This is a genomic window from Achromobacter sp. CF-sbj1-Ac2-l, from assembly GCF_052698165.1.
The window spans coordinates 3,327,416-3,353,298 of record NZ_CP199855.1 but is presented as its reverse complement, the minus strand read 5'-3'; the positions used below and the strand labels follow the sequence as shown (position 1 = coordinate 3,353,298).

Sequence of the window (25,883 nt, the reverse complement as noted above, 5' to 3'; positions counted from 1 at the left end):
ACTTCCGGCCCGCCGTCATGGCCGCTCGCGCGGCGCATGGCGGCGGGCTTTTTCACGCCTGCGGCGCGGCCAGCGGGATCGACATCTCGTGGTGGAAGAGATTGTCGGGATCGACGCTGCGCTTGGTGGCGATCAGCGCGGCGGTCTTGTTGCCGTAGTACAGGTCGAGCCACTGCGGATCGACGTGGCTGTGGCTGGCGTCGGTGTACTTCATGTCGGTGTCGGGGTAATTGATGTAGCACCCCTCGAACGGCGAGCCCGGCTGGTTGCTGGGCTTGCCGCCGTACTGCGCGAAGTACTCGTCGTACAGGTCGGCGATCCACTTGATGTGGAAGGCGTCCTGCGCCGGATCGGTCCAGTACACCTGGAACTGCGACTTCAGCAGCGACGAGCGCTGGCATACGCTGGTCGGGTTGGCCGTCTCGTCGTTGCGGTTGATGCGGCCGCCGTACGAGTCGATCTGCACCAGCGCCTGGTTCAGGCGCGGATCGTCCGAGCCGTTCAGGTATTCCCACAGGGCCATGATCTCGACGTCGCTGAAATTGGCCTTGTGATAGGCGGACTTGTACTTGCCGCGCTGGTTGCTGCCCGAGCCGTTGATGCTCTGCGTCAGCCACAGCCAGTCCATCTTCTGCGCATCGTTGACCGCATGGGCCAGCATCCGCGGCGCCGGATGGACCACGCGGTGCGACGGGCCGTGCCAATGCGTGGACAGGTTGACGGCGGGGGCGGCGCTGGCCGCTGCGTTCATGGTGGCGACGAAGTCCAGGAACGGCTGGTCGCGCGCGCCGCCGACCTTGCCGTCCTTGCCGGTGTACTGGATGCTCAGCACCACGTCGCCGGTCGAGCGATGCTGCACCTTCAGCAGCGTGAACAGGCCGCCGTTGGCCTTGGCCGGGTCGGGGCTGTTCCAGTCGGCGTCGTGGTCGGCGAACCACTGCCAGTAGGCGCGCATGAAGCGCGCGAAGTTGGCGCGGCCCGTGGCGCCGGCGCCGAAGCTGGCCCAGGGGTAGGACAGCGACAGCCAGTAGGCTTCCTGGGGCGCGGCGGGCAGGTCGGCGTAGTAGTAGGTCAGGATGATGCCGTAGTTGCCGCCGCCGCCGCCGCGGCAGGCGATGAAGAGGTCGCGGTCGGCGCCGGCGCTGTGCAGGTTGACGTGCTTGGCGACCAGCTTGCGCGAACCCGGGCCCTGCGGCACCAGGATGTCCACGCCCGAGAGCCAGTCCACCGTCAGCCCGTGCAGGCGCGACAGCAGGCCGTAGCCGCCGCCGACGATGTGCCCCCCCGAACAGACCGAATAGCACGAGCCGCCGGGCAGGGTGCGGTTGGCGGTCTTGTACAGGTCCAGGTAGCCGTCCCAGTTCTGGTTGCCGGACGCGGCCGCGAAGCGGTAGCGCGCGGCGGGGTTCCAGGGCGAGGGGATGTCGCCAGCCTCGCGGTAGCGCAGGCCGGTCATCAGGCTCAGGTCGATGATGGCCAGCGGCTGGTCGTGGTCCTCGGGCAGTTTGTTGGCCACGAAGCCCTCGTAGCAGTGGCCGCCGCTGCGTACCGTGATGCGGCAGCCCTGGGCCAGCGCGGCGTTGGCCGCGTCGAGCACGTCCTGCGGGGTCTTGCAGACGTAGATGGCGTTGGCGCCCTGGCCCGTGGTGGGGAAGCGCAGGTTGAAACCCTTTTGCAGGGTCGCGTAACGCGGGTCATTGCTGTCAATCAGGGAAAAATCCGACATGCGCACCTCTATGGTTGATTTTCATGAGTGCAGTGATGCCAGCGGGAGTCGCCCGCCGGCAACGCGGGATGACAAGCTTTGGAACGCCGCCGGTGCCGGGTACCGCTAAAACCGGGGCCGGTTGATTCTGATTTAACTGGATGACGCTTTCAAGCAAGGTGCGACAGGCGCCCCGGGTCGAACTGACACGCGAATGTGATGTGGCGTCGGGGGGGCGCAGGCAAGAGGGGGGAGGGGGCGACCGGCGCCCGGTACGCAGGGCCTTGCTGGCGCCGGTGACTGGCCTGGGGCGAGTCGAGTGCTCGGGGCGGGCGCGCACAGGGTGGACGCTGCCGACGAGCGGGGCTAGGATAGGCGCAGCGTTTCGGCAGGCTCGGCAACGCTCGCGGTCTCCGTTTCCGTATTATGTCCCTAATTAATATTTTTTCATAAAATAGGGGGACACAATAAGGATATGGATAAAATGGCGCAACTTTGTCAGGAGAGCATGTCCATGTCTCAAACTCCCACCCATGCCTTGCCGTCTTATCTGAATGCCGACGATCTCGGCCCCTGGGGTAATTACCTGCAACAAGTCGACCGGGTCACGCCGTACCTCGGTTCGCTGGCGCGCTGGGTCGAGACCCTGAAGCGCCCGAAGCGCTCGCTGATCGTCGACGTGCCGATCGAGCTGGACAATGGCAGCGTGGCCCACTTCGAGGGCTATCGCGTGCAGCACAACACCTCGCGCGGCCCGGGCAAGGGCGGCGTGCGTTTCCATCAGGACGTGACGCTGTCGGAAGTGATGGCGCTGGCCGCCTGGATGTCGGTCAAGAACGCCGCGGTCAACCTGCCGTACGGCGGCGCCAAGGGCGGCATCCGCGTCGACCCGCGCAAGCTGTCGCAGTCCGAGATCGAGCGCATGACGCGCCGCTACACCTCGGAAATCGGCGTCATCATCGGCCCGTCCAAGGACATTCCCGCCCCTGACGTGAACACCAACGCCCAGACCATGGCCTGGATGATGGACACGTACTCCATGAACGAAGGCTCGACCGCCACCGGCGTCGTGACCGGCAAGCCGATCGCGCTGGGCGGCAGCCTGGGCCGCGTCGAGGCCACCGGCCGCGGCGTGTTCGTGGTCGGCTGCGAAGCCGCGCGCGACCTGAACATCGACGTGTCCAAGGCGCGCGTGGTGGTGCAGGGCTTCGGCAACGTGGGCGGCACCGCCGCCCGCCTGTTCCATGAGGCCGGCGCCAAGGTCATCGCGGCGCAGGACCATACCGGCACGGTGCACAACGCCGCCGGCCTGGACGTCCACAAGCTGCTGTCGCACGTGTCGCAGCATGGCGGCGTGGGCGGCTTCTCCGGCGGCCAGGCGATGGACAAGAACGAGTTCTGGACGCTCGAAACCGAATTCCTGATCCCGGCCGCCCTGGAAAGCCAGATCACCGCCGACAACGCCGCCAAGGTGCGCGCCAAGATCGTGGTGGAAGGCGCCAACGGCCCGACCACCCCGGAAGCCGACGACATCCTGTTCGAGCACGGCGTGTACGTGGTGCCGGACGTGCTGGCCAACGCCGGCGGCGTGACGGTGTCGTACTTCGAATGGGTGCAGGACTTCTCCAGCTTCTTCTGGAGCGAGGACGAAATCAACCAGCGCCTGGAGCGCATCATGCGCGAGGCCTACGCCTCGATCGCGCTGGTGGCCAAGGAGCACAAGGTGACGCTGCGCACCGCCGCCTTCATCGTGGCTTGCACGCGCATCCTGCAGGCCCGCCAGGTGCGCGGCCTGTACCCGTAAGTCCTTCTGGCGCCGGGCCCGGCCCGGCCCGGCGCGCGGAGGAGCCAGAGGAAGACAGGAAAACCGCCCCGACTGAACTGACCCCCGAAAGTTGGATATTGATCCGACCTTCGGGGGTTTTTACATGGCGAAGTATGAAGAGCAATTCAAGATCAAAGTGGTGCAGGCGTACCTGCAAGGCACGGACGGCTTCAAATCGGTGGCGCGCCGATACGAAGTGCCGCACTCAATGGTGCGGCGCTGGGTCGGGAGTTTTCGAGCGCATGGCGTTAACGGGTTGCGCAGGCAATCTGGCTCGTACAGCGCGGCCTTCAAACAATCGGTGCTGATCAAGATCCGGCGCGAAGGTCTGTCGGACACGCAGGCAGCGGTGTTGCTGGGGATTCGTCATACAGGGCACATTACGAAATGGCGCGCCCAGTATGATGCTGGGGGTATAGAGGCGCTGGCGCGCAAGCGCCGAGGAGCAAGCATGCCGCATAAGTACCCCCCAGAGCCGGTGTCCAAGGACATGACCAAGGAAGAACTCGAGCAAGAGCTGGCCTATCTGCGCGCGGAGAACGATTACCTAAAAAAAATGAAGGCCTTGATCGAAGCGGAGAAGACCCGGGCGCTGGTTGGAAAGCGCAAGTGGTCCAAGGATTAAGGCCCAAGCATCCGCTGGCACTACTGCTACGCGTCGCCAAGCTGTCGCGCAGCACGTTTTATTACCACCTGAAGTCGTTCGGAGCCGTGGACCCGTACACCGAGCTCAAGCAGCGCATCAGCGCGGTCTACGCCCGTCACAAGGGCCGCTACGGCTACCGCCGGATTACGGCGGTCTTGCGCCAGGCCGGTGAGCTAGTGAACCACAAGACCGTGCAGAAGCTGATGCAGGCGCTAGGCTTGAAGTCGCTGGTGCGCGCCAAGAAGTACCGGTCCTACCGAGGCCAATCGCACCACGTGGCGGCCAACGTGTTGGCGCGCGACTTCGAGGCGGCGCGTCCGAACCAAAAGTGGGTCACCGATGTGACCGAGTTCAACGTACGAGGCGAGAAGCTGTACCTGTCGCCGGTGATGGACCTATACAACGGCGAGATCGTGGCCTACGAGACCAGCCGCCGGCCGGTGTTCAAGCTCGTGGGCAGCATGCTGAAGAAGGCGCTGGCGCGGCTGCTGCCGACGGAGCGTCCAGTGCTGCACTCCGATCAGGGTTGGCAGTACCAGCAGCAGAACTACAGGCGGATGCTGGCAGATAGATCGGTGACGCAAAGCATGTCACGCAAGGGAAACTGCCTGGACAATGCCGCTATGGAAAGCTTCTTCGGCACGCTCAAGGCTGAGTTCTTCCACTTGAATCGCTTCGAAAGCATCGAGCAGTTGCAAGCCGGCATTCGACAGTACATCCGTTACTACAATCACGATCGCATCAAGCTCAAGCTAAAAGGCCTGAGCCCGGTGCAATACCGAGCTCAGGCCTTCGGGCTTTAGCTGACTGTCCAACTTCTGGGGGTCAGTTCAGACAGGGGCGGTTTCGATTTCGGGCCGCGGAGTGGGCGGGCCGCGTCGCTTACGGCCGGATGGCGGCCACCGGCGCCGCCGGCCGGAACGCGCGGGTCCTCAGGACTTGGGCAGCAGTTCCGGCTTGAGGATGCCGCGCAGGTCCGAGTACGGAATGCTCAGTTCCGGTTCGCCATGCGAGTAGGGGGCGATCGAGTAGGCGTCGTACTTGACCACGATGCCGTCGCGCGTGAGCGCGAAGTTGTCGCTTTCCTGGAACGGCCACATCTTGTTGTAGGCCGCCGGGTCGCGCTTGGCGTCCGCATTGCCGGCCAGCCACTTGGCGTGCGCCTGCCGCAACGCGGCGACGTATTCGGCGCGGCGCCCGGGAATCAGCGCTTCGTCCAGCGCCATGACGCGGCCGCGGCTGCGTTCCCAGTTCAGGTACTGGGTGGCGGGAATGCCGTGCGCGGCGCCGGTCAGGAACTGCTCGGTGTGCAGCTCGATCGAGACGATGTCGCCCACGGTGTCCTTGACGCTGGCCTTGAAGTAGGTGGCGTCGCGCGGCCGCGCGGTGGACCAGAAATATTGCGTGTATTCCGACAGCGTCTCGTACGGGCCGCGGCGATTGGCGTCGGTGCCGGTCATGTAGGCCAGTACGTGGTCGACCAGCGCGGTCAGCTTGGGGATGCCGGGAAAGGCCACGCTGTCGATTTCGATGCGAGGACAGTCGCCCTTGCAATCGGGCTTGTTGGACGCCCACTTGATGCGCTCGGTGGCCAGGTCGCCGATCTTCTCGGGCGTGGCCGTGCTGGCGGCCGCCGTCGGCGAGTCCAGCGTGATGTTGGCGGGGGGCGAACTGCCGCAGCCGGCCAGGGCCAGCAGGACGGCTCCCAAACCCGCGGCGGACAGGCCGCGCGGCTTGCGGGGAAGACGCATTGAACTACCTCCAGAAAACCCGGCCGCGCCCGCGGGCGCGACCGTCCGACTCAAACCCGCGGCGCCTCAGGGGACGACCGCGGTCCATTCGTGCGTGGAGAACTTCTCGGCGGCCTGAGCCTCGGCCTGCGCCAGCGTGGCCGCGCCCACTTGGCCCGGCGTCAGCCGGTGCAGGCTGGCGAAAGTGTCCACCATGCGCTGGATGATGACCTCGCGCGCCAGCCCGGTCTGGGTGCGCAGCGGGTCGACCCGCTTCTTGGCGCTGGTGGTGCCTTTGTCCGACAGCTTCTCGCGCCCGATGCGCAAGACTTCCACCATTTTATCGGCGTCGATGTCGTACGACATGGTGACGTGGTGCAGCACTGCCCCTGCGCGGCGGGCCTGGGCGGCGCCGCCGATCTTGCCGATGTCCGAGGCGATGTCGTTGAGCGGCTGGTACCAGGCCTTGATGCCCAGCCCCTGCAGGGCCTGCAGCACCCACGCGTCCAGGAAGGCGTAGCTTTCCTGGAAGCTCATGCCGTGCACCAGCGCCTGCGGCGCGCTCAGCGAATAGGTGATGCTGTTGCCCGGCTCGATGAACATGGCGCCGCCGCCGCTGACGCGGCGCACGACCTCGATGCCGTGGCGCCGGGCGCCCTCGGGATCGACTTCGTTCTTGAGCGATTGGAAGCGGCCGATCACGACCGCGGGCGCCGACCATTCCCAGATGCGCAGCGTGGGCGGGCGGGTGCCGGCGCCGACTTCGTCGGTGATGACGGCATCCAGCGCCATGTGCAGCGCGGGGCGTTGCGGCGCTTCGTGGATCAGTTGCCAGTCGTAGTCGTTCCAGTCGGTGCGGGTCATGCCAGCGCCCTCCGCAGCACCACCGCCACGGCCTCGGCCGAGAAGCCGAACATTTCGGTGTCGGGCGGCAGCGCCGACTGCACCGCCAGCGCCAGCTCCAGTTCGCCGGCGTCGGCCGGCAGGCCGTTCAGGCCGCGGTTGATGGCTTCCAGCGCCTCGGGCGGCTCCAGGAAGAAATCACCGCTGATGCGGACATCGGCCAGGCGGCCGTCGCGGACTTCCAGGTCCGCGACCACCAGCTTGCCGCCGGGGACTTTGTATTCGCCGTGCATGGGCGCTCCTTTATGTATCAGGCCTGGCGCCGGAGGCGGCGCTACAGGCTCAGTTTCATGCCGTCATGGCTGGCCACGAAGCCGAGGCTTTCGTAGAAGCGGCGGGCGTCGGGCCGGGCGCGGTCGGTGGTCAGTTGCACCATGGCGCATCCCTGCGCCCGGCACTGCTCGATGGCCCACTCGAACATGGCGCGTCCCAGGCCCTGGCCGCGCGCCGACGAGGCGATGCGCACGCTTTCGATCTGTCCGCGCCATTGGCCCAGCCGCGACAGGCCGGGTATGAACGATAACTGCAAACAGCCGATCAGGCGCGCGTCGCGTTCGACCACCGCGAAGAACTGGTTCGGGTCCTGCTCGATGGCGGCAAAAGCCGCAGTGTAGCGGGGGTTGAGCGGAATCGAGGGATCTTCGCGCCTGGCGCCCAGTTCGTCGTCGGCCAGCATGGCCACGATCTCGGGCAGGTCGCCCAGGCGCGCGCGGCGGAACCGCAGCGGGGAATCGGTCATGGCGGCCTCGCTCAGCGCACGTTCTGGGCGGTCTGGCCGAACAGGATGCGGCGCGACTCGTCGTCGCTGACCGAGGGCGCGGTGTTGACCTTGTCGGCCAGCGCGTAGGCGCGCTGCACGGCCGGGCGCGCGGCGATGGCGTCGAACCAGCGCTTCAGGTGCGGGAAGTCGTTCAGGTCCTGGCCCTGCTTGGCGTGCGGCACGATCCAGGGGTAGGACGCCATGTCGGCGATGGAGTAGTCGCCGGCGACGAACTCGCGGTCGGCCAGGCGCTTGTTCAGCACACCGTAGAGGCGGTTGGTTTCCTTGACGTAGCGCTCGATGGCGTAGGGGATGCGCTCGGGCGCGTAACCCGAGAAGTGGTGGTTCTGGCCGGCCATGGGGCCCAGGCCGCCCATCTGCCAGAACAGCCATTGCGAGACCTCGGCGCGGCCGCGCAGGTCGGCGGGCAGGAAGCGGCCGGTCTTTTCGGCCAGGTACTGCAGGATGGCGCCGGACTCGAACAGCGACAGCGGCGCGCCGCCGTCGGCGGGCTGCTGGTCGACGATGGCCGGAATGCGGTTGTTGGGCGCGATGGCCAGGAATTCGGGCTTGAACTGGTCGCCCTTGCTGATGTTGACCGGGTGGATCTCGTAAGGCAGTCCGGCTTCTTCCAGGAAAATCGTGATCTTGTGGCCGTTCGGGGTGGTCCAGTAATAGAGATCGATCATGGGGATTCCTCAGCGTCTTGGCGCCGCCGGCCACTGCCGGCGGATCGGAAGGTCCATGATAGCGGCGCCCCGGGCGGGCGGCCGAATACCCGGGGGCGCGGTGCGGGTTTGGCGCCCGGCCCCGTTCAGGCGGCGCCGGGCCGGGCGCCGCCGCGCAGGCGCCACTGCCAGTTCAGGCTGACGCCGGCGGCCGCCAGGAAGATCATGGCCACGCCCAGCACCTGGGTGGCGTCCATGCGGTGGCCGTACACCACCAGGTCCAGCAGGATCGCCACGGCCGGATAGATGAAGCTGAGCGCGGCGGTCGAGGTGGTCGGCAGCTTCTGGATCGCCGAATACATCAGGATGTACATCAGGCAGGTGTGGATCAGGCCCAGCGCCACCAGGTAGCCCCATTGCAGCGGGGCCGCGGGCAGCGCCTGGAAGTCGGCCATCGGCAGCAGCATCACCGCGCCCAGCGTCACCTGCACCAGCGCCAGCACCTGCGGCGGGATGCCCTTCAGGCGCTTGACGATGACGGCAGTGACGCCGTAGAGCGCCGCCGCGCCCAGCCCCAGCAGCAGGCCCGACAGATAGGCGTCGCCGCCGCTGTGGTCGGTGAGCTTGAGCACCAGCAGCAGGCCGGCGAAGGCGATCACCGACCAGGCCAGCTTGCCGCGCGTGGGCCGTTCGCCCAGGAACAGCGCGCCCAGGCCGATCAGGAAGAAGGGCTGCACGTTGTAGACGGCGGTGGCCAGCGAGATCGAGGCCAGGCGGTAGGCCGAGAACAGCAGCACCCAGTTCAGCACCAGCGCGGCGCCGGCGGCCAGGGCCAGCGCCAGAGTGCGGGCCGTGAACAGGCCGGGCTTGAGCAGGCCGCGCGCCCAGCAATACAGGAACAGCGACAGGGCGCCGAAGACGCAGCGGAAGAACACCACGTTCCAGGCGCTCTGGCCGGATTCCAGGACGAACACGCCCAGGGTGCCGGACAGGGTCATGGCGGCGGCCATCTGGGCCAGGCCAATGCGATCGGATGAGGGGGACATGGAAGGCTCCAGGGGACCATGGGTCCGTGATTCGATGGAGAAATTATCCCAGGCCGATCAGCACGGTTATATGATGTTGCTGCGGCAGTTTTGTGTTTGAACCTTCGTTCAGGTGGAATTTATGCAGAATGACCTAAAAAATGAAAGTCCGGTCCTGGACGGCATCGACCGCCGCCTGGTGGAGATGCTGACGGCCAATGCGCGCACCACCACCGCCGACCTGGCGCGCCAGGTCGGGATGTCCGCGCCGAGCGTGGCCGACCGCCTGCGGCGGCTGGAGGAATCAGGGGTGATCCGCGCCTACACGCTGGACGTCGATCCGGTGGCGCTGGGCTACACGCTGGAGGCCATCGTGCGCATCCGGCCGCTGCCCGGGCAGTTGCGGCGGGTCGAGGGCCTGATCCAGGAAATTCCGGAATTCGTCGAATGCGACAAGGTCACCGGCGATGACTGCTTCATCGCGCGGGTGGTGCTGCGTTCGATCACGCATCTGGACGGCATCCTGGAACGCGTGACCGAGTTCGCCGAGACCAACACCGCCATCGTCAAGGCGCACACCGTGCGCCGCCGGCTGCCGCCGTTGCGTTGAACGGGCACGGCGGAATCGGGCGCGTCGCCGGCGCGAAGGCCAGCGCGGCACGTCCTGTGGCGGCGCCAGGATCCGGGCGCGGCTGCCGGCTTGGCAGCCGTCAGGCGGCCGGCGCGGCTAACGCGCGGACGATGTCGTCCTTCAGCCCGGCCGGCGTGTCGGTGGGGGCGTAGCGCTTGATCACCTGGCCGTCGCGGCCCACCAGGAACTTGGTGAAGTTCCACTTGATGCCCTCGGTGCCGAAGACGCCGGGCTTCTCGCCCTTGAGCCAGCGGTACAGCGGGTCGGCGTTGGCGCCGTTGACGTCGATCTTGGCGAACAGCGGGAAGGTGATGTCGTACTGCGTGGTGCAGAAGTCGAGGATCTCGGCCTCGTTGCCCGGCTCCTGGCGGCCGAACTGGTCGCACGGGAAGCCCAGCACCGTCAGGCCGTCGTCGCGCAGGGCGCGGTACAGCTCTTCCAGGCCCGAATACTGCGGCGTAAAGCCGCATTTCGAGGCCACGTTCACCACCAGCAGCACCCGGCCGCGGTAGGCGGCCAGCGGCTGGTCGGCGCCGTGGATGTCGCGGGCCGAGAAATCGTAGATCGTGCTCATGCGGGCTCCTTGGGGTCAGGCGTCGGAACGGGACGAGGCCAGCGCGCCGGTTTGCGGCGGCTGCGCCATCCCGGCGTGGCGCCCATAGTAGCGCGTGCCCCACAGGGTCAGCAGCAACACCGCCGCGGTGATGGCCGCCGACATCCACGGCAGGTCGGTCAGCGGCAGCCCGTGGCCCAGCGCCAGGCTGCCGAGCCAGGCGCCGCCGGCGTTGCCCAGGTTGAAGGCGCCCTGGTTCAGCGTCGAGGCCAGGTTGGGGGCCTCGGCCGCCTGGTCCACGATCAACGTCTGCAGCAGCGGCACCACGGCAAAGCCGAGGGTGCCCCAGATGAAGGTCATCACCAGCATTGGCGCCAGCGCGTGGATGGCCTGGCTGAGCGCCAGGAACACCAGCAGCAGGCCCAGGAAGATGCGGCGCAGCGACACTTCCAGATTGCGGTCGCCCAGCTTGCCGCCGAGCGTGCTGCCCACCGTGAGCGCCACGCCGAATAGCAGCAGCACGCCGGTCACGCCGCGTTCTGACACGCCGGTGATGTCGCGCAGGATCGGCGCGATGTAGGTCAGCACGCAGAACAGCGCGGCCGAGGCCAGCACGCTGGCGACCAGCGGCCACAGCACGCGCACGTCGCGCAGCACGCGGAATTCGCGCAGGATGTTGCCGGGCTGCATCGGGATGCGGCCCGGCAGCCACGCCGCCAGCGCCGCCACCGCGACCAGCCCGATGCCGCTGACCACCCAGAAGGTCGAGCGCCAGCCCGCCACCTGGCCCAGCGCGGTGCCCAGCGGCACGCCCAGCACGTTGGCCAGCGTCAGGCCGGTGAACATCAGCGCGATGGCGCTGGAGCGCTGGTGGCGCGGCACCAGGTCGGCCGCCACCACCGCGCCGATGCCGAAAAAGGCGCCATGGCAGAAGGCGGTGAAGACGCGCGCCGCCATCAAGGTGGCGTAGCCGGGCGCCAGCGCACAGAGCAGGTTGCCCAGCACGAAGGTGCTGGCCAGGCCGATCAGCGTGGCCTTGCGCGGTAGCCGCGCGGTGATGATGGCCATGATGGGCGCGCCGATCACCACGCCCATGGCGTAGCCCGTGATCAGCAGGCCGGCGATGTCGATGCTGACGTCGAGGTCGGCGGCCACGTTGGGCAGCAGGCCCATGATGACGAATTCGCTGGTGCCGATGCCGAAGGCGGCGGCGGCGAGCGCGATGAGATGCAGGGGCATGTAAAAGCGGGGAGAGGGCCGGAGACGCACGGGGCCGCGGCGGCAGGGAAGGGAGCGTGGATTTTAGAGCAGCGGCCCGCGCGCGCCGGCGCAAATCCCTGTTGCCGATACGGGTATACCCTTAGTTCAGGCCAGTTTCAGGTCCAGCGGCGTGATGCCCGGGAACACCTGCGCCAGCCGCGCCGGACTCAGGCCGTACAGGCGCGAGAACAGGCCGGCGAATAGCGCGCGGTATTCGTTGAGCACCGGATAGTCGCGGTCCTGGAACAGGGTGTCGCGCCTGACCGCGACCTGGCGGCCGGCAATGCGCCCGCCCCGCACGTTGCCGCCCATCACCCAGTAGACCGTGCCGTGGCCGTGGTCGGTGCCCTTGTTGCCGTTCTCGCGGAAGGTGCGGCCGAATTCGCTGATGACCACCACCGTGGCCTGCTTCCAGGCCGGACCCATCGCATCGGCGTAGCCGGCCAGCGCCCGCCCCAACTGGCCGAGCCGGTTGGCCAGCATGCCGCTGGCGCCGCCCTGGCCGACGTGCGTATCCCAGCCGCCGACGTCGACGAAGCCGAGGTTGTAGCGGTCGCGCATGAAGCGGCCGATACGGCGCGCTTCCTGTTCCAGCCTGTCGGCCGATACGGCGTTGCCGCTGGCGGCCTCCATCTCGGCGTCGAGTTCGGCGCGCGTGGCGCCCATGATGCGCTGGCCCTCGGCGACCGAGGCGCCCAGGTCGGTGTGCTGGTACATGGCGGCGATGGCGCGGTTGTCGGCCTCGGACAGGCGCGACTTGCGGGCCGCGCCGCCCAGGTCGATGTTGGGCACGCGTTCGGCGCCGCGGAAGATCTGCGGCACCTCGGAGGTGAAGGCCGCCGCCTGTTCGTCCTTGCCGCCAAGCGTCGCGGCCAGGCGGTTCAGAAAGCCCGAGCGGAAGTCGCCGTTCCTGTCGCGGGCCGCGCCCTGGCCGAGTTCGATGCGGTTCTGGGTCTCGAAGTGGCTGCGGCTGGTGTCGTCGGTGCCGGCGAACGGCACGAAGGCCAACTGGCGCTTCTGGTAGAAGGGCATCAGGCTGTCGGCCAGCGCCGGGTGCAGGGCCCAGCCGTCGGCCAGGGGCAGCGCGGCGCCGGCGCCGCTGCCGGGCCTGGCGATGGCGATGCTCGGGCGCGACTCGTAGTAGAAGTCGCTGCCGGCCGGCACCAGCAGGCTGGCGGCGTCGTAGGCGCCGCGCATGAAGACGACCAGCAGCTTGTTGCCGGCGGCGGCCGGCGCGGCGTACAGGCGGTTGGCGCCGAAGACGAGCGGCGCCGAGGCCAGGAGTTGCAGGATGCGGCGGCGGTCCATGATGGGTTTCTCCCGCGGCGCCTCAGCGCCGCATGAATTCGGGCGAGGCCAGCAGATAGGTGTTGGCGTCCCTGGGGTTCTTCGCCTGCGCGATGGCGTCGCGGGTGGCGGGCGACAGGCGCGCGAACAGGCCGTCGCCGGCGTTCTCGCGCAACAGCTCGGGCAGGCGCGGCAGTTCGACCGGCCCCTTGTCGTCGCCTTCGCGATAGAAGGCCTGCGGCGCGGCGGCGATGGCGCGCGCCACTTCGAAGCGCGCGGTCATCTGGCCCGAGCCGGCCCAGTCCGACTGCGCCTGCGGGTAGCCGTCGGGCGTCAGGCGCTGGTTCAACGGCTGACCCAGTTGCCGCAGCATGGCCAGGCCCGGCCGCGGGTTGACGATGGGCGGCAGGTCGGCATAGGTCAGGCGCAGTGCCGAGTAAACGTAATGCACCGGGTCCTTGAACACGCCCGTCTTAAGCGACTGCGTGAATTCCGGCGAGCCATACAGCGTCTGCAAGGTGGCGGCGATGTCGCCGTCGCTGGCCTGGAAGGTCTTGGCCATCTTGTCGATCACGGAGGCCGGCGGCGCGTCGCCCATGAAGTAGGCGGCCAGCTTGGCGCTGATGAAGCGCGCGGTGGCGGGATGGCGCGCCAGCAGGTCCACGGCCTCGTCGACCTCGGCCAGGCCGGCGCCGCGGATGGTGTGCCCCAGGAAGCGCTTGTCGCCGTAATCGTGGCGCGCCGGGTTGAACAGGAACAGGCCGTCCAGCGCCACCTGATCGCGCAGCGCCGGCCGGACCTTGGGCGGCCCGTCCTGGTTGTGGATGCCCAGGCCAGTGAGGATGCGCGCCAGTTCCTGCACGTCGGCCTGCGTGTAGCCGCCCTTGACGCCCAGCGTGTGCAGCTCCATCAGTTCGCGCGCGTAGTTTTCATTGATGTGCCCGGCGGCGTTCTGGGTGTTGTCCAGGTACGCCAGCATCGCCGGCGAACGCAGCGTGGCCGCCAGCAGGTCGCGGAACTTGCCAAGCGCGTGCGGGCGGATGGCGCGTTCCTCGTACTGGTCGATGTAGGTGCCGATGTCGTTCTTGGCCGCGTAGACGTTGAAGTGGTTCATCCAGAACCAGGTCATCTGTTCCTGCAACTGGTTGGGCGAGTACAGCGCGCGGTAGAACGCGCGGCTGGCGGTGTCGTCGGCGCGCTGGCGCGAGATGGCGCGGGCGTCGCGCTGGGCCTGCTGGCTGGCGTCGGGGGCGGCGTTCTTGGCGCCCTGGCGCAGGCTGCGCTGTTCGGCGTGCGCGTCCTCGGCGCTTTGGCGCGAGATCGACAGCGCGTCGATGCGCTGCTGCACGGCGGCGGGCAGGCGCGCCTTCGGGTCGGGATGCAACTGCGCCTGCAGGTAGCGCTGCGGGCCGAGTTGGCGCATGCGCGCCAGCTCGGCGGGGGTGGCGCCCCAGGTGATGCGGTTGACCAGCGCGGCCTCGAGCGCCTGGGCCTCGGAGCCGGTGGCGGCGGCGGGTCTGGATGCGGTGGGCGGCGCGGCCGTCGCAGGGGCCGCGGCCAGCAGGGGGGCGGCGAGCAGGGGCGCGGCGAGCGCCAGGGCCGCCAATGGCGGCCGCCGGGCCGCGAGGCGACGCAGGAAGAAGCGGCGCAGGAAGAGGCGGCGTAGGAAAAAGCGACGCAGGAAAAGGAGGCGCGGGAAAAAGCGACGCGGGAAAAGGCGCATGTTCGGCATGAAGCGGCACCTTGCGGGTTGACGGTTGCGGCCTGCCTTCAGCAGGCGGTCAGGGTCGGCCGCGCGCGTTGCGGCCGAGTCTGAGCATGTGACAGGATAGTCGCACCGCCATTCCCGTCGCGGCGCTGCTTGAAACGCAAGGAAACCGATGCTTGTGCAATGCGCCGCCGCTTTCCCTGCGCGGCGCGGGGCCATTGCCGCCGATGGGCGGTCCGCGGCCTATCATGTGCCATCGCAGTCAGCGCAAGCGGCGCAAAGGAGGCCGGGCATGCGGGAAATGATCGATCGACTGGAAACCATGTTGGCCAAAGGCACCGACAATATGTTGTTGCGATTCTCGCTGGGCAAGGCCTACGCCGAGCAGGAATGCTACGGCGACGCCGAGACGCATCTGCGCGCCTCGCTGGTGTTCGATCCGGCCTACTCGGTGGCCTGGAAGTGGCTGGGCAAGGCCTGCCTCGGCCGCGGCGACAAGGCTGGCGCCCGCGCCGCCTGGGAGTCGGGCCTGAAGGCCGCGCAGGCGCGCGGCGACAAGCAGGTCGAGAAGGAATTGCTGGTATTCATCAAGCGGCTCGACAAGGAGGCCGCCGCGCCGCAAGAGTGACCCGCTATTGCCGCTTGGCCGGCCGGGTCCGCGCCCGAATCCACGCCGGCGCCGGGGCTATGAGGGACGCCGTTCCAGCAATGGTTGTCCTTGCCGGGGCGCGGTGATCAACGCCGCGGGCACGGGCGCGACGGCGCGCTTGGGCAACACGGTCTGGGCGCCCGCGATGCGGAACACCTCGATGGCGTGGCGCAGTTGGGCCCCGCGTGTGCGCAGGTTGTCGACCGCCAGGCTGGCCTGCTCCACCCGCGCCGCGTTGCTTTGCGCGGCGCTGTCGGTTTCCGAGATGGTGCGGCTGACGTTGTCGATGCCGGTGTGCTGCTCGTTGGACGTGGCGGCAATCTCGTTGACGATCTGGGTCACCTGCTGCACCGAGCCGACGATGTCGAGCATGGCCTCGCCGGCGCGCTCGACGTGGCGCACGCCGTCCTCGACCTTGTGGTTCGACGCCTCGATCAGTTCCTTGATCTCGCGCGCTGCCGTGGCGCTTTTCTGCGCCAGGCTGCGCACTTCGGAGGCCACCACCGCGAAACCCTTGCCGGCCTCGCCGGCGCGGGCCGCTTCCACTGCGGCATTGAGCGCCAGGATGTTGGTCTGGAAGGCGATGCCGTCGATGATGCCGACGATCTCGCGGATGCGCGCGGTGCTTTGCACGATGCCCTGCATTGCCCGCACCGCGTCGTCCACAACCTCGCCGCCGCGCTTGGCCACGTCGGACGCCTGGTTGGCCATCTGGTCGGCGCCGTGCGCGTTGGTGGCGGTCTGTTTCACCGTGGACGCCAGTTGTTCCATGCTGGCCGCGGCTTCCTCCAGCGAGGCTGCCTGGCGCTGCGTGTGGGCCGAGAGGTCGGCATTGCCATCGGCGATTTCGGCGGCCGAGGTCAGCGCGCTTTCGATGCCGCTGTGGACGTCGCGGGTGATGCTGACCAGGCTCTTGCGCATCACTTCCAACGAGAATTTCAGGGCCCCGATCTCGTCGCGGATGCTGGCGGGGGGCAGCGGCGTGCTGAGGTTGCCAGCGGCGATCTGGCGCGTGAAGTCGGTGGCGGTGACCAGCAGGCCGGTGATCGAGCGGGCAAAGCCCCAGCCCGAGGCGAAGATCAGGATCACGCCGCCGGCCAGCATGGCCGCCGCCAGCGCGATCTCCTCGGTGCTCATGCGGTCGAGCATGCCGCACAGCGCCACGCCGGCCGCGCCCAGGAACAGCGTCGAAGCCAGCATGGCCCAGGCCAGCATGCGCGAGCGCACGCCGGTCAGGCGCCAGATCTTGAGACGCGCCAGTACGCCGCGCAGGCCGGTCGGCTTGACCTGGCCGCGGCTGAGCCTGAAGCCGCGCGCGGTGCCGGCGCGCAGTTGCCGGTAGGCCGTGTCCGCGGCGTCGATCTGGGCCCGGGTCGGCTTGACCCGCACCGAGGCATAACAGACCGTCTCGCCGCGCTCGATGATGGGGGTGACGTTGGCCAGCACCCAGTAGAAGCCGCCATCCTTGCGGCGATTCTTGACCACGCCGGTCCAGGATTCGCCGCGCTGGATGGTGCGCCACAGGTCTTCGAACGCCTCTTCCGGCATGTCGGGGTGGCGCACGATGTTGTGGGCCGCGCCCACCAGTTCCTCGCGGGCGAAGCCGCTGACCTCCACGAACGCGGGATTGGCGTAGATGATGCGGCCGCGGGCGTCGGTGCGCGAGATCAGGTACTGCTCGTCGTGAAGCGTGTATTCCTTGTCGTAGACCGGCTGGTTGTTGCGCATGCGTCTTTCGTCCTCTGATGGGCGGGGGCGTGTTGCTGCTGCCGGATCATCGGGGACGGGCGATATCGCCGGGTTGATCTACATCAAAATATTTTGAAACGATGCGAAACGTAAACGGCCGCAAGCGGGCGGGGCCGTGATGTGATGGACGATTTTTGGCCGGCCGGCTCAGGCCTTGGGCAGGTTGCCGAAGGCCTCCAGCGCGCGCAGGCGGCTCTGCGCCAGGTCGACGATGGGCAGGGGATAGCCGGCCGCCGCGCGTTCCATCGGGCTGGGATCGTGGATGGCGCTGTCGTCCAGGTGGGCCAGCTCGGGCAGCCATTCGCGCAGGAACACGCCGCGGGGATCGAACTTGCGCGATTGCGACAGCGGATTGAAAACGCGGAAGTAGGGCACGGAATCCGCGCCGGTGGACGCGCTCCATTGCCAGCCGCCGTTGTTGGCGGCCAGGTCGCCGTCGACCAGGTGCGCCATGAACCAGGCCTCGCCCAGGCGCCAGTCGATCAGCAGGTTCTTGGACAGGAACATGGCCGTGACCATGCGCAGCCGGTTGTGCATCCAGCCCAGCACCAGCAATTGGCGCATGGCGGCGTCGACGATCGGCAGGCCGGTGCGGCCCTGCTGCCAGGCCGCGAGGTCGTCGGGCGCGTCGCGCCACGGCACCGCGGCGGTTTCCGGCTTCATCGGCCGGTGCATCGACAATTCGGGGCAGGCCGCCAGCAGATGCTGGTAGAACTCGCGCCACAGCAGTTCGTTGATCCAGGTGGCGGCGCCGGCATTGCCGCTCTCCAGCTCGCCGTGGTTGGCCGCCTGCGCCGCGCGCAGGGCCTGGCCCGGCGACAGCACGCCGGCGGCCAGGTACGGGGACAGGCAACTGGTGGCCGGCAGGCTGGGGAAGTCGCGTTCGTCGCGATAGGCGTCGATGACCCCATCGACGAAGGCGTCCAGTCGTTCGCCCGCCGCGGTCTCGCCGGCCGGCCACAGCGCGCGGATGGCGTCGCTGGCGGGCGGGTAGCCGTCGAACGCGTCGGGCAGCGGGTCGGCCTGCCAGGCCGGCGCGGCCTGCGGCCTGGGCGCCGGCGTCGCGCGCAGCGGGGCGCTGCGCAGGCGTTCGCGGCAGGCGCGCGCATATGGGGTGTAGACACGGTAGCAGTCGCCCTTGCCGGTCACCACGGTGCCCGGACGCAGCAGCGAGGCGCCGTGGTGCAGGTGCCAGTCGATGTCGGCCTCGGCCAGCCGCTGCGCCACGGCGTCGTCGCGGCGGCGCTCGTTGACGGCCCATTCGGTGTTGGCGTGCACCTGCGCGATGCCGTGTTCACGGCAGAAACCGGCCAGCGCTTCGGGCACCTGGTCCCAGGTGTCCAGCGTCAGCAGCTTCAGCGGAATGCCGAGGCGGCCCAGGTCCCGCGACAGCTCGCGCAGGTTGCGCAGCCAGAAGTCGACCTTGGCCGGCGCCTCGCCGTGGCGGCGCCATTGGCCCGGCGCGGCAATGAACAGGGCAGTGACCGTGCCCGCCTGCGCCGCGGCTGCCAGGGCGGGGTTATCGTGCAGGCGCAGGTCGGTGCGCAGCCAGATCAGGGTATGCATGAGGGCGGTCGTTCCGGAAAGGGGCGGCGGGAAGGGCGCGGCAAAGGCAGGCATTCTATCGCGCCCCGGCGGCGCCTCCGCGAGCCGGGCGGCTGCCCACACCATGTAAAAACTACGAGTAGATGTGACGGCGGTGACGGCGCGTGCGCCGCCAGCGGGCGCAGGGGGGGGACGGCGGATGCCCGGGCGATGCCGCCCGGCCGGCGGTCAAACCATGAAACACGCTGGCGCCGCCGCCTTATTGACGCCGCCGCGGCCCGCGCCATGTAATCCAATTATCGACAAAGCAAAAAATGAACGCCATGGGACATCTGATGGATTTCCGCGCGTCCTTCCTGAGGGGACGCGCACCCGCCGCCAAGACGCCAGGCGATGTATTGCAGGATCTGTGGCGTTCCTTCGACCTGCCCGGTGAATCGCTCGAGCACGTGGTGCTGATCGGTAACGAGCCGGTGCTGCCCTCCTCATTCGCGGTGGGGACGGCGGCCCAGGTCAGCATGGCGGCGGCGGCGCTGGCCGCGGCCGAGTTGTGGCATCTGCGCGGCGGCGAGCGGCAGCAGGTTGGCGTGGACATGCTGCACGCGGCGCAGGAATGCCGCAGCCACTTCCTCATCAACGGCGCCTCGCCGGATCCGCGCGATCCGATCACTGGCGTGTATCGCTGCGGCGATGGCGGCTGGGTCCGCATCCACGCCAATTTTCCGCACCATCGCGACGGCGCCCTGGCCTTGCTGGGCTGTCCGACCGGCGACGGCGCCACCCGCGAAGCGGTCGAGCAGGCGCTGGGCCGCTGGCGCGCGCAGGATTTCGAGCAGGTGGCGGCGGACGCAGGCATGGTGGTCACCGCCATGCGCAGTTTCGATGAATGGGACCGCCACCCCCAAGGGCAGGCGATCGCGGCTCAGCCGCTGCTGACGGTCGAGCGCATCGGCGAGGCCGACCCGCGGCCCCTGCCCAAGTATGGGCACGATCCGCGCCCGCTACAGGGCATCCGCGTGCTGGACCTGACCCGCATCATCGCCGGCCCGGTCTGTGGCCGGGCGTTGGCGGCCTACGGCGCCGACGTGATGCTGGTGAATTCGCCGCACCTGCCCAATATCGCCAACCTGATCGACACCAGCCGCGGCAAGCTGTCGGTGCACGCCGACCTGGACACCGCCGACGGCCGCATCGCGCTGGCCAATCTGCTGCGCAGCGCGCATGTGTTGGTGCAGGGCTATCGGCCCGGCGGCATGGCCGCGCTGGGGTTCGGTCCGCAGGACGCGGCGCGCCTGCGGCCGGGCATCGTCTACGTGTCCCTGTCCGCCTACGGCGCCTCCGGCCCATGGGCGGGCCGGCGCGGCTTCGATTCGCTGGTGCAGACCGCCGCCGGCTTCAACCATGCCGAGGCCGAGGCCGCTGGCCAGGACGCGCCCAGGGCGCTGCCGATGCAGATCCTGGATCACGCCTCGGGCTACCTGATGGCGTTCGGCGCACAGGTGGCGCTGGCGCGCCAGGCCACCGAGGGCGGCAGTTGGCATGTACAGGTGTCGCTGGCGCAGACCGCGCATTGGTTGCGCACGCTGGGCCGCATCGAAGGCGGCCTGAACCGCGCCATGCCAGGCTTCGAGGGCATGATGGAAACGGAGGCATCGGGGTTCGGCGAATTGATCGCGATGCGCCATGCCGCGCAGTTCTCGCTCACGCCGGCCCGCTGGACCCGGCCTTCCAGCCCGCCCGGCACGCATCCGACGGTGTGGCCGTTCAATTGACGGCATCGCGGCCGCGTTATTTCTTGCCGGCCTTCCAGTCGCGCAGCGCCTTCATGGTGTTGGTGACGTGGGCCTCGGGGTTCATGTTGGTGTATTCGTACAGGATCCTGCCTTCGGGCGAGATCACGTAGGACACGCGCTGGGCGCGCTCGGGCCGCGCGTCCAGCACCGCGTCGTAGGCCTTCATGATCTTGCCGTCGCTGTCGGCCGCCACCGCGAACTTGCTGCGGCATTCGCTGACCGAGAATTTGTTCAGGGTGTCGATGTCGTCGGCCGAGACGCCGATGACGGTGGCGCCCAGCGACTTGTATTCGTCGGTGGCCTCGGCGAAGTCATGGGCCTCGATGGTGCAGCCCGCCGTGAAGGCGGCGGGGTAGAAATACAGGACGACCGGACCCTTCTTGAGCGCCTCGGCCAGCTTGAAGGTGAACACATTGCCGCCAAGCGAGGCCTGGGCGCTGAAGTCGGGCGCGGGCGCGCCGACGTTGAGGGCGGCCTGGGCGGCGGGGCCGGCCAGCAGGCCGCAGGCGAGGAACAGGGGGGCAAGGCGCTTCATAGGGGTCTCCGCGAATCGATGGGCCGTGGGCCGCGTGGACATCGACGGGGCCGGGCCTGACCACTGTAGCCGCGTCGTCCGCAGGAATCCAGCCCGGCGGACGACGCGGCCGTGGTTGCGAGGTCAGTCGCGGCCGCCACGTTCATGCGGCGCGCCGCGCTCGCCGCCACCGCCGCGTTGCGGTTCCTGGCCGCCGGATGGCCGCCCGCCACCGTGTTGCGGATTGCCCTGGGGCCGGGCCTCGGGGCGGTTGGCGGGAACCGCATGCGACTCGCGTGGCGCACGGGGCGCCAGGTTGTCCGGGGCCTGGCCGGGACGCGGCCCTTGCTGCGGCCGAGCCTGGGGCTGGGCTTGCGGCGGCCGCGATTGCATCTGACTGGGCGGCTGGGCCTGTGGCGGCCTCGATTGCGCTTGACTCGGCGGTTGGGCCTGCGGCGCGTTTTGCGGTTGCCGCGCTTGCGGTTGGCCGGGCGTCTGTGCCTGCGGCGGGCGGGCCTGCTGCCCCGGCGCCTGCGCAGCACGCGGGCCGCCGGCACCGCCACGATTGAAATCCGCGCGCGGGCCGCCGGGCGTCGCGGCGCCCGGTCCACGGTCCGGGCCATTGCCCGGTCGATTCTGCGCGCCGCTTCCCGGACCGTTTCCTTGGCCATATCCTGGCCCATTTCCAGGCCCATTGCCCTGGCCCGCGCCGGGGCGCGGTCCCGCAGCCGGCCCGCCGCGGCCCGGCGCATGGTCCACGAACGCCTGCGGCGGCCGCCCCTGGTTGTGGTCGAAGAACTGGGCGCGGTTGCCGCCGGCCTCGCGCACGAAGCCGCGTTGCACGTCGGTGGGCGGATGGTGTGGCTCGTTGCGCGCGGCGACCTCACGCGGGTCGGGCCGGCGCTGGATGCCGGCCGGGCCGCCGTTGTAGCTGATGCGGCGGTTGTCGATATTGTTGTTGACCACCACCGTGTGGTTGTAGACGTTGGTGACGCGGGTGACGTTCACGTTGGTCACGGCGCGGTTGTAGAAGAAGCGGTCGTGATCCCAGTAACCGCCGACGTAGCCGATGCCGATATAACCAAAGCCGTAGTTGACGCCGCCGTAGAAGCCGATGTGCGGCCCCCAGTAACCCGCATGCCACAGGTAGACGCCGTCGACGAAGCCCCAGTAGCCCGGGGTCCACAGCGCGCCGGTGTAGGGCGCCAGCACCCAGGCGCCAGGCACCCAGAAGTAGCCGTAGCGATTCAGGCTCCAGTAACCCGGCACCCACATGTAGCCGTCGCCGGGGGCAGGCGGCTGCGTGTAGACCGGCAGGGGCGGAGGCGGTTGCGGGCTGCGGTCGATCGGCGCCAGGTTGGCATTGGCGGGATCGCCGTTGTCGTAGGCGGGGGCGGCTGGAGCGGCGGGCGGCGCGTACGTCTGCGCCATTGCGCCGGCGCAGACGGTCATCAGCACGACGGCGGCCAGGGGGCGCAGGCGGGGAAGCGGGGCGAGGGCATTCATGGCGTTTCCTTTGCGCGGCGCGGCGCGCGGATCAATAGCCGTGGTAGTAGCCACCGTGATAGTAATAGTGCGGCGCGGGGTAATAGTAATAAGCAGGCGCCGGCCGGTAATAAGCCGGGCGCGCCGGCACCACCACACAGCCGGTCAGGGCGCTGGCCATCGCCAGCATCAACAGAATCGTCTTCTTCATTTGGGATCTCCTGCCGAGCGCCTGGCGTGCGTCACGCCTTCCTTGGGCTCGTAGGGATTAGGCCATGCCCGCGGGGGCGAGTTCTGGGTCTGTAATGGATCCGAAACAGCTTTCAGGTGACGGATGTTTGCGCCGGCGTGACCGTTGATGTCGTTCGTAGCAATTGTTCCGGCGCGCGGCCCAGCGGCCGGCCGTCCATGAAAAAGGCCGCCTCGCGGCGGCCTTGAGGGGTGGCGCGAGGCGCCGGGGCGGTCAGTTCCAGCGGCCGCCGTTGCCGGCCAGGCTGAAGCGGCCGGCGCCCATGAAGGCGATGGCCAGGGCCGTGAACAGGAACATGCCTTGCAGTTCCAGCGCCCAGCCGCCGTTGTTGGTCAGGCTGCCGATCTGGCCGGTATGGGCCAGCAGGATCGCGACCACCATGTTGATGGCGATGATCAGGCCGCCCAGGCGGGTGTAGACGCCGATGATCAGCAGCACCGGCGCGATGATTTCGCCGATGTAGACGCCGTAGGCCAGGAAGCCGGGCAGGCCGTGCGAGGACAGCATGCCGGCGATGCCGCCGACGCCGCCGCCGGTGATCTTGAACAGGCCATGGAGCAGAATCAGAATGCCGAGGGTCAGGCGCAGGATCAGCTTGCCGGTGTCGTCGGATTTGATCATGGTGGATTTCTCTTATGGTGGTTAAGGGGGATGCGATGCGCCGGTTGGAGCGCACGCCGAGCCTTTGGTTCCCGCTCCCGCGCCGGCTGGCGCGGGGTGGGCCATTATTACAAATCCGGAATGTGACCAGCAAGCGTTTTGCCGGGGGGGACGGCCAGTCGGTGCTGACGAATGCTTACAGTTCCTCGAGATAGCGCATGCGGAAGCGCCGGCCCTTGATGTTGCTGTTGGACAGGCGCGAGAAAGCCTGCTTGGCGATCTTGCGGTCCAGCGCCACGTAGGCGTTGAACTCGGTGATGTTGATCTTGCCGACCTGCTCGAAGGCCAGGCCGCCGTCGCCGGTCAGGGCGCCCAGCAGGTCGCCGGGGCGCAGCTTGTCCTTCTTGCCGCCCTGGATGCACAGCGTCACCATGGGCGCGCGCAGGGGGCGGTCGGCCTTGGGGCGCAGCGATTTCAGGTCGCCCCAGGTCAGCGGCGCGCCCTGGTATTGCTCGATCAGGTTGGCCCAGCGCATTTCGTCGGGCGAGCACAGGCTCAGGGCCAGGCCTTTCTGGTCGCCGCGGCCGCTGCGGCCGATGCGGTGCACGTGGACTTCGGTGTCCTTGGTGACGTCGACGTTGATGACCGCGCCCAGGTTCTGGATGTCCAGGCCGCGCGCGGCCACGTCGGTCGCCACCAGCACGGCGCAGCTCTGGTTGGCGAACTGGATCAGGATTTCGTCGCGCTCGCGCTGTTCCAGGTCGCCGTTCAGCGCCAGGGCGCTGATGCCTTCGGCCTGCAAGCGTTCGACCAGGTCATGGCTGCGGATCTTGGTGTTGCAGAAGGCCAGCGTCGAGACCGGGCGGAAATGCGCCAGCAGCCTGGCCACCGCGTCCAGGCGTTCGGCTGGGTCGATCTCGTAGAAGATCTGTTCGATGCGGCTGGCGTCATGCTGCGCCTCGACCTTGACCTCGGCCGGGTTGCGCAGGAAGCGCGCGCTCAGCTTGCGGATGTTGTCGGGGTAGGTGGCCGAGAACAGCAGGGTCTGGCGCTTGGCGGGGCAATGCGAGGCGATCGCCACGATGTCGTCGTAGAAACCCATGTCGACCATGCGGTCGGCCTCGTCCAGCACCAGCGTGGTCAGGCCGGACAGGTCCAGGCTGCCGCGTTCCAGGTGGTCCTGGATGCGGCCGGGCGTGCCGACCACGATGTGGGTGCCGCGCGCCAGCGATTCAGCTTGCGGGCGGGCCGCGGCGCCGCCGCACAGCGTCAGGATCTTGACGTTGGCAATCTGGCGCGCCAGCCGGCGCAGCTCCTGCGCCACCTGGTCGGCCAGCTCGCGGGTCGGACAGAGCAGCAGCGCCTGCGGCGTCAGGCGGGTGGGATCGAGCTTTTGCAACACGCCCAGGCCAAAGGCAGCGGTCTTGCCGCTGCCGGTCTTGGCCTGCGCGATCAGATCGCGGCCTTCCAGGATCAGCGGCAGGCTTTGCGCCTGGATCGGCGTCATCTGCTCGAACCCCAGGCTTTGCAGGTTATCGAGCAGGGCGGGCAAAAGGGGCAGGGAAGTAAAGGGCGTCTGGGTCACGGCAGGGGCTCTCGCAGGAACTGCGATAAATACGGATTCGGCCGACAGTGTAAGGCCTGCGGGTCCCCAGGGCGCCCGGACCGGCGCACGCACCGGCCGCCGGGCGCGCGCCAATTCGGGGGCGCGTGGCGCTATCCGGCCGACGGTTCGTAGGTGCCCGCCAGCGCCCGCGCCGCTTCCTGCATGCGCGGCAGCCAGGCGCGCGCGCCGTCGATCGACAGCCGCGCCATCGGCGCGTGCAGCGCCACGGCGGCGATGGCGCGGCGCCCGCGCATGATGGGCACCGCCATGCAGACGATGCCCAGCAGGAATTCCTCGCGGTCGAAACTGGCGCCTTCCTTGCGGATCGCCAGTAGCTCGCGTTCCAGCGCCGCCGCGTCGCATAGCGTGTTGGGCGTGTAGCGCGGCAGCGGCGCCGCCGCCAGCAGCCGCGCGCGCGCCTCGCGCCGCATGTGCGCCAGGAACAGCTTGCCGCTGGCGCTGCAATGCAGCGGCACGCGCGAGCCGGGCTGCAGGTTGACGCGCAGCGGCCAGGCGGTCTCGACCCGGTCCAGGTAGATGACCTCGTCGCCGTCCAGCATGGTGCAGTTGCAGGTTTCGCCGATCTCGTCGACCAGGCTGTCGAGGATGCGGTGGCGTTCGGCCCGCAGCGGCGAATTGAGCAGGGTGTCGCGCGCCAGCAGCGCCAGCCGCGGGCCGGTGATGTAGCTCTTGCCTGCGGGCTCGCGCAGCAGCATGCCGGCGTCCACCAACCGCGACACGATGCGCAGCACGGATGGCTTGGGCAGGCCGGTGGCCTCGGTCAGCGCCGCCAGCGATACCGGCGTCTCGGAACCGGCGACCTGTTCCAGCAGGGATAGCGCGCGCAGCGCCGCGGAGGATTCGTCTTTCATCTTTCAATATTTGAAGATTTGGCGAAAGGCCGCCAGGTTGATGCGGATTCTGCAGAAAATGGAACGCTGCAGGGTGGGAAATGCGGGAGTTCTGCTGCAGTATCGGTTCACCCCGGCCA

The 25,883-nt window shown here is 68.6% G+C and carries 24 protein-coding genes; 5 read left to right on the top strand and 19 right to left on the bottom strand.

The window, feature by feature from the left end; all coding sequences use genetic code 11:
• Positions 1 to 52: 52 nt before the first annotated feature.
• Positions 53 to 1,726 (bottom strand): BBE domain-containing protein, encoded by a 1,674-nt coding sequence (locus tag ACUDCK_RS15280; protein ID WP_175166940.1) that lies wholly within the window; start codon positions 1,724 to 1,726, stop codon positions 53 to 55.
• 493 nt (positions 1,727 to 2,219) lie between these two features.
• Here ACUDCK_RS15280 and ACUDCK_RS15275 point away from each other — a divergent pair, with 493 nt between their 5' ends.
• Both ACUDCK_RS15275 and ACUDCK_RS15270 read left to right on the top strand, forming a co-directional pair.
• A complete protein-coding gene (locus tag ACUDCK_RS15275; protein ID WP_054504449.1) occupies positions 2,220 to 3,509 on the top strand; it encodes a Glu/Leu/Phe/Val family dehydrogenase in 1,290 nt (429 codons plus the stop codon).
• Between the two features lie 124 nt (positions 3,510 to 3,633).
• Positions 3,634 to 4,979, top strand: a protein-coding gene (locus tag ACUDCK_RS15270) for an IS3 family transposase (protein WP_445659239.1) whose coding sequence is annotated in 2 segments (ribosomal slippage) — positions 3,634 to 4,098 and positions 4,101 to 4,979 — 1,344 coding nt in all. Because the reading frame shifts where the segments join, the coding sequence is not laid out codon by codon here.
• 129 nt (positions 4,980 to 5,108) lie between these two features.
• Here the strand turns inward: ACUDCK_RS15270 and ACUDCK_RS15265 are convergent.
• From ACUDCK_RS15265 to ACUDCK_RS15240, 6 genes are all read right to left on the bottom strand, one after another.
• Positions 5,109 to 5,927 carry an RsiV family protein gene (locus ACUDCK_RS15265; protein ID WP_064526022.1) on the bottom strand — a complete coding sequence of 273 codons (819 nt, stop codon included), beginning with the start codon at positions 5,925 to 5,927 and terminating at the stop codon, positions 5,109 to 5,111.
• Positions 5,928 to 5,993: 66 nt separating this feature from the next.
• Positions 5,994 to 6,770: a lipoate--protein ligase family protein gene (locus ACUDCK_RS15260; RefSeq protein WP_175168008.1), complete on the bottom strand. Its 777-nt coding sequence runs from the start codon at positions 6,768 to 6,770 to the stop codon at positions 5,994 to 5,996.
• Positions 6,767 to 7,042 carry a lipoate protein ligase C-terminal domain-containing protein gene (locus ACUDCK_RS15255; RefSeq protein WP_006385315.1) on the bottom strand — a complete coding sequence of 92 codons (276 nt, stop codon included), beginning with the start codon at positions 7,040 to 7,042 and terminating at the stop codon, positions 6,767 to 6,769. The genes ACUDCK_RS15260 and ACUDCK_RS15255 overlap by 4 nt, the downstream gene beginning before the upstream one ends.
• Before the next feature lie 41 nt (positions 7,043 to 7,083).
• Positions 7,084 to 7,548, bottom strand: a complete 465-nt coding sequence (locus ACUDCK_RS15250) for a GNAT family N-acetyltransferase (RefSeq protein WP_054504307.1) — start codon at positions 7,546 to 7,548, stop codon at positions 7,084 to 7,086.
• Between the two features lie 11 nt (positions 7,549 to 7,559).
• Positions 7,560 to 8,258 (bottom strand): glutathione S-transferase N-terminal domain-containing protein, encoded by a 699-nt coding sequence (locus ACUDCK_RS15245; RefSeq protein ID WP_054504306.1) that lies wholly within the window; start codon positions 8,256 to 8,258, stop codon positions 7,560 to 7,562.
• 125 nt (positions 8,259 to 8,383) lie between these two features.
• Positions 8,384 to 9,283, bottom strand: coding sequence for a DMT family transporter (locus ACUDCK_RS15240; protein WP_116792670.1), 900 nt, complete (start codon positions 9,281 to 9,283; stop codon positions 8,384 to 8,386).
• 121 nt (positions 9,284 to 9,404) lie between these two features.
• Here ACUDCK_RS15240 and ACUDCK_RS15235 point away from each other — a divergent pair, with 121 nt between their 5' ends.
• Positions 9,405 to 9,872: an Lrp/AsnC family transcriptional regulator gene (locus ACUDCK_RS15235; RefSeq protein WP_054504305.1), complete on the top strand. Its 468-nt coding sequence runs from the start codon at positions 9,405 to 9,407 to the stop codon at positions 9,870 to 9,872.
• Positions 9,873 to 9,972: 100 nt separating this feature from the next.
• Here ACUDCK_RS15235 and ACUDCK_RS15230 read toward each other — a convergent pair whose 3' ends face one another.
• The 4 genes from ACUDCK_RS15230 to ACUDCK_RS15215 all read right to left on the bottom strand — a co-directional run bounded on the left by ACUDCK_RS15230 (position 9,973) and on the right by ACUDCK_RS15215 (position 14,716).
• Positions 9,973 to 10,467, bottom strand: coding sequence for a glutathione peroxidase (locus ACUDCK_RS15230; RefSeq protein ID WP_049074158.1), 495 nt, complete (start codon positions 10,465 to 10,467; stop codon positions 9,973 to 9,975).
• 15 nt (positions 10,468 to 10,482) lie between these two features.
• Positions 10,483 to 11,685 carry an MFS transporter gene (locus ACUDCK_RS15225; RefSeq protein ID WP_064526025.1) on the bottom strand — a complete coding sequence of 401 codons (1,203 nt, stop codon included), beginning with the start codon at positions 11,683 to 11,685 and terminating at the stop codon, positions 10,483 to 10,485.
• A gap of 126 nt (positions 11,686 to 11,811) precedes the next feature.
• Positions 11,812 to 13,014: a DUF1501 domain-containing protein gene (locus ACUDCK_RS15220; protein ID WP_054504303.1), complete on the bottom strand. Its 1,203-nt coding sequence runs from the start codon at positions 13,012 to 13,014 to the stop codon at positions 11,812 to 11,814.
• A gap of 22 nt (positions 13,015 to 13,036) precedes the next feature.
• A complete protein-coding gene (locus tag ACUDCK_RS15215; RefSeq protein WP_420867716.1) occupies positions 13,037 to 14,716 on the bottom strand; it encodes a DUF1800 domain-containing protein in 1,680 nt (559 codons plus the stop codon).
• A 277-nt stretch (positions 14,717 to 14,993) separates the two neighbouring features.
• Here ACUDCK_RS15215 and ACUDCK_RS15210 point away from each other — a divergent pair, with 277 nt between their 5' ends.
• A complete protein-coding gene (locus tag ACUDCK_RS15210; RefSeq protein WP_081273528.1) occupies positions 14,994 to 15,329 on the top strand; it encodes a hypothetical protein in 336 nt (111 codons plus the stop codon).
• A 57-nt stretch (positions 15,330 to 15,386) separates the two neighbouring features.
• Here the strand turns inward: ACUDCK_RS15210 and ACUDCK_RS15205 are convergent, their stop codons facing one another.
• Positions 15,387 to 17,078 (bottom strand): methyl-accepting chemotaxis protein, encoded by a 1,692-nt coding sequence (locus ACUDCK_RS15205; RefSeq protein WP_175168007.1) that lies wholly within the window; start codon positions 17,076 to 17,078, stop codon positions 15,387 to 15,389.
• Between the two features lie 168 nt (positions 17,079 to 17,246).
• Positions 17,247 to 18,665 carry a deoxyribodipyrimidine photo-lyase gene (gene phrB, locus ACUDCK_RS15200; RefSeq protein WP_175168006.1) on the bottom strand — a complete coding sequence of 473 codons (1,419 nt, stop codon included), beginning with the start codon at positions 18,663 to 18,665 and terminating at the stop codon, positions 17,247 to 17,249.
• A gap of 302 nt (positions 18,666 to 18,967) precedes the next feature.
• Between phrB and ACUDCK_RS15195 the strand changes: the two genes are divergently transcribed.
• Entirely contained in the window at positions 18,968 to 20,416 is a 1,449-nt protein-coding gene (locus tag ACUDCK_RS15195) for a CoA transferase (RefSeq protein WP_081273531.1), read from the top strand.
• A 16-nt stretch (positions 20,417 to 20,432) separates the two neighbouring features.
• Here the strand turns inward: ACUDCK_RS15195 and ACUDCK_RS15190 are convergent, their stop codons facing one another.
• The 6 genes from ACUDCK_RS15190 to ACUDCK_RS15165 form a co-directional block, all read right to left on the bottom strand.
• Positions 20,433 to 20,972 carry a peroxiredoxin gene (locus tag ACUDCK_RS15190; protein ID WP_064526030.1) on the bottom strand — a complete coding sequence of 180 codons (540 nt, stop codon included), beginning with the start codon at positions 20,970 to 20,972 and terminating at the stop codon, positions 20,433 to 20,435.
• Positions 20,973 to 21,095: 123 nt separating this feature from the next.
• Positions 21,096 to 22,457, bottom strand: a complete 1,362-nt coding sequence (locus ACUDCK_RS15185) for a YXWGXW repeat-containing protein (RefSeq protein ID WP_175168005.1) — start codon at positions 22,455 to 22,457, stop codon at positions 21,096 to 21,098.
• A 31-nt stretch (positions 22,458 to 22,488) separates the two neighbouring features.
• A complete protein-coding gene (locus ACUDCK_RS15180; RefSeq protein ID WP_006385045.1) occupies positions 22,489 to 22,647 on the bottom strand; it encodes a hypothetical protein in 159 nt (52 codons plus the stop codon).
• A 252-nt stretch (positions 22,648 to 22,899) separates the two neighbouring features.
• Positions 22,900 to 23,307: a DoxX family protein gene (locus ACUDCK_RS15175; protein ID WP_049074147.1), complete on the bottom strand. Its 408-nt coding sequence runs from the start codon at positions 23,305 to 23,307 to the stop codon at positions 22,900 to 22,902.
• Positions 23,308 to 23,482: 175 nt separating this feature from the next.
• A complete protein-coding gene (gene dbpA, locus ACUDCK_RS15170) occupies positions 23,483 to 24,871 on the bottom strand; it encodes an ATP-dependent RNA helicase DbpA (protein ID WP_116792663.1) in 1,389 nt (462 codons plus the stop codon).
• 131 nt (positions 24,872 to 25,002) lie between these two features.
• On the bottom strand, positions 25,003 to 25,764 hold the full coding sequence (locus tag ACUDCK_RS15165) for an IclR family transcriptional regulator (RefSeq protein WP_054504298.1): 762 nt from the start codon (positions 25,762 to 25,764) through the stop codon (positions 25,003 to 25,005).
• Positions 25,765 to 25,883: the final 119 nt, after the last annotated feature.

Excerpts from the sequence above, each read along its gene's own strand:
- ACUDCK_RS15280 (WP_175166940.1), bottom strand. The coding sequence starts at position 1,726 with ATGTCGGATTTTTCCCTGATTGACAGCAATGACCCGCGTTACGCGACC.
- ACUDCK_RS15275 (WP_054504449.1), top strand. The coding sequence starts at position 2,220 with ATGTCTCAAACTCCCACCCATGCCTTGCCGTCTTATCTGAATGCCGAC.
- ACUDCK_RS15265 (WP_064526022.1), bottom strand. The coding sequence starts at position 5,927 with ATGCGTCTTCCCCGCAAGCCGCGCGGCCTGTCCGCCGCGGGTTTGGGA.
- ACUDCK_RS15260 (WP_175168008.1), bottom strand. The coding sequence starts at position 6,770 with ATGACCCGCACCGACTGGAACGACTACGACTGGCAACTGATCCACGAA.
- ACUDCK_RS15255 (WP_006385315.1), bottom strand. The coding sequence starts at position 7,042 with ATGCACGGCGAATACAAAGTCCCCGGCGGCAAGCTGGTGGTCGCGGAC.
- ACUDCK_RS15250 (WP_054504307.1), bottom strand. The coding sequence starts at position 7,548 with ATGACCGATTCCCCGCTGCGGTTCCGCCGCGCGCGCCTGGGCGACCTG.
- ACUDCK_RS15245 (WP_054504306.1), bottom strand. The coding sequence starts at position 8,258 with ATGATCGATCTCTATTACTGGACCACCCCGAACGGCCACAAGATCACG.
- ACUDCK_RS15240 (WP_116792670.1), bottom strand. The coding sequence starts at position 9,283 with ATGTCCCCCTCATCCGATCGCATTGGCCTGGCCCAGATGGCCGCCGCC.
- ACUDCK_RS15235 (WP_054504305.1), top strand. The coding sequence starts at position 9,405 with ATGCAGAATGACCTAAAAAATGAAAGTCCGGTCCTGGACGGCATCGAC.
- ACUDCK_RS15230 (WP_049074158.1), bottom strand. The coding sequence starts at position 10,467 with ATGAGCACGATCTACGATTTCTCGGCCCGCGACATCCACGGCGCCGAC.
- ACUDCK_RS15225 (WP_064526025.1), bottom strand. The coding sequence starts at position 11,685 with ATGCCCCTGCATCTCATCGCGCTCGCCGCCGCCGCCTTCGGCATCGGC.
- ACUDCK_RS15220 (WP_054504303.1), bottom strand. The coding sequence starts at position 13,014 with ATGGACCGCCGCCGCATCCTGCAACTCCTGGCCTCGGCGCCGCTCGTC.
- ACUDCK_RS15215 (WP_420867716.1), bottom strand. The coding sequence starts at position 14,716 with ATGCGCCTTTTCCCGCGTCGCTTTTTCCCGCGCCTCCTTTTCCTGCGT.
- ACUDCK_RS15210 (WP_081273528.1), top strand. The coding sequence starts at position 14,994 with ATGCGGGAAATGATCGATCGACTGGAAACCATGTTGGCCAAAGGCACC.
- ACUDCK_RS15205 (WP_175168007.1), bottom strand. The coding sequence starts at position 17,078 with ATGCGCAACAACCAGCCGGTCTACGACAAGGAATACACGCTTCACGAC.
- phrB (WP_175168006.1), bottom strand. The coding sequence starts at position 18,665 with ATGCATACCCTGATCTGGCTGCGCACCGACCTGCGCCTGCACGATAAC.
- ACUDCK_RS15195 (WP_081273531.1), top strand. The coding sequence starts at position 18,968 with ATGGGACATCTGATGGATTTCCGCGCGTCCTTCCTGAGGGGACGCGCA.
- ACUDCK_RS15190 (WP_064526030.1), bottom strand. The coding sequence starts at position 20,972 with ATGAAGCGCCTTGCCCCCCTGTTCCTCGCCTGCGGCCTGCTGGCCGGC.
- ACUDCK_RS15185 (WP_175168005.1), bottom strand. The coding sequence starts at position 22,457 with ATGAATGCCCTCGCCCCGCTTCCCCGCCTGCGCCCCCTGGCCGCCGTC.
- ACUDCK_RS15180 (WP_006385045.1), bottom strand. The coding sequence starts at position 22,647 with ATGAAGAAGACGATTCTGTTGATGCTGGCGATGGCCAGCGCCCTGACC.
- ACUDCK_RS15175 (WP_049074147.1), bottom strand. The coding sequence starts at position 23,307 with ATGATCAAATCCGACGACACCGGCAAGCTGATCCTGCGCCTGACCCTC.
- ACUDCK_RS15165 (WP_054504298.1), bottom strand. The coding sequence starts at position 25,764 with ATGAAAGACGAATCCTCCGCGGCGCTGCGCGCGCTATCCCTGCTGGAA.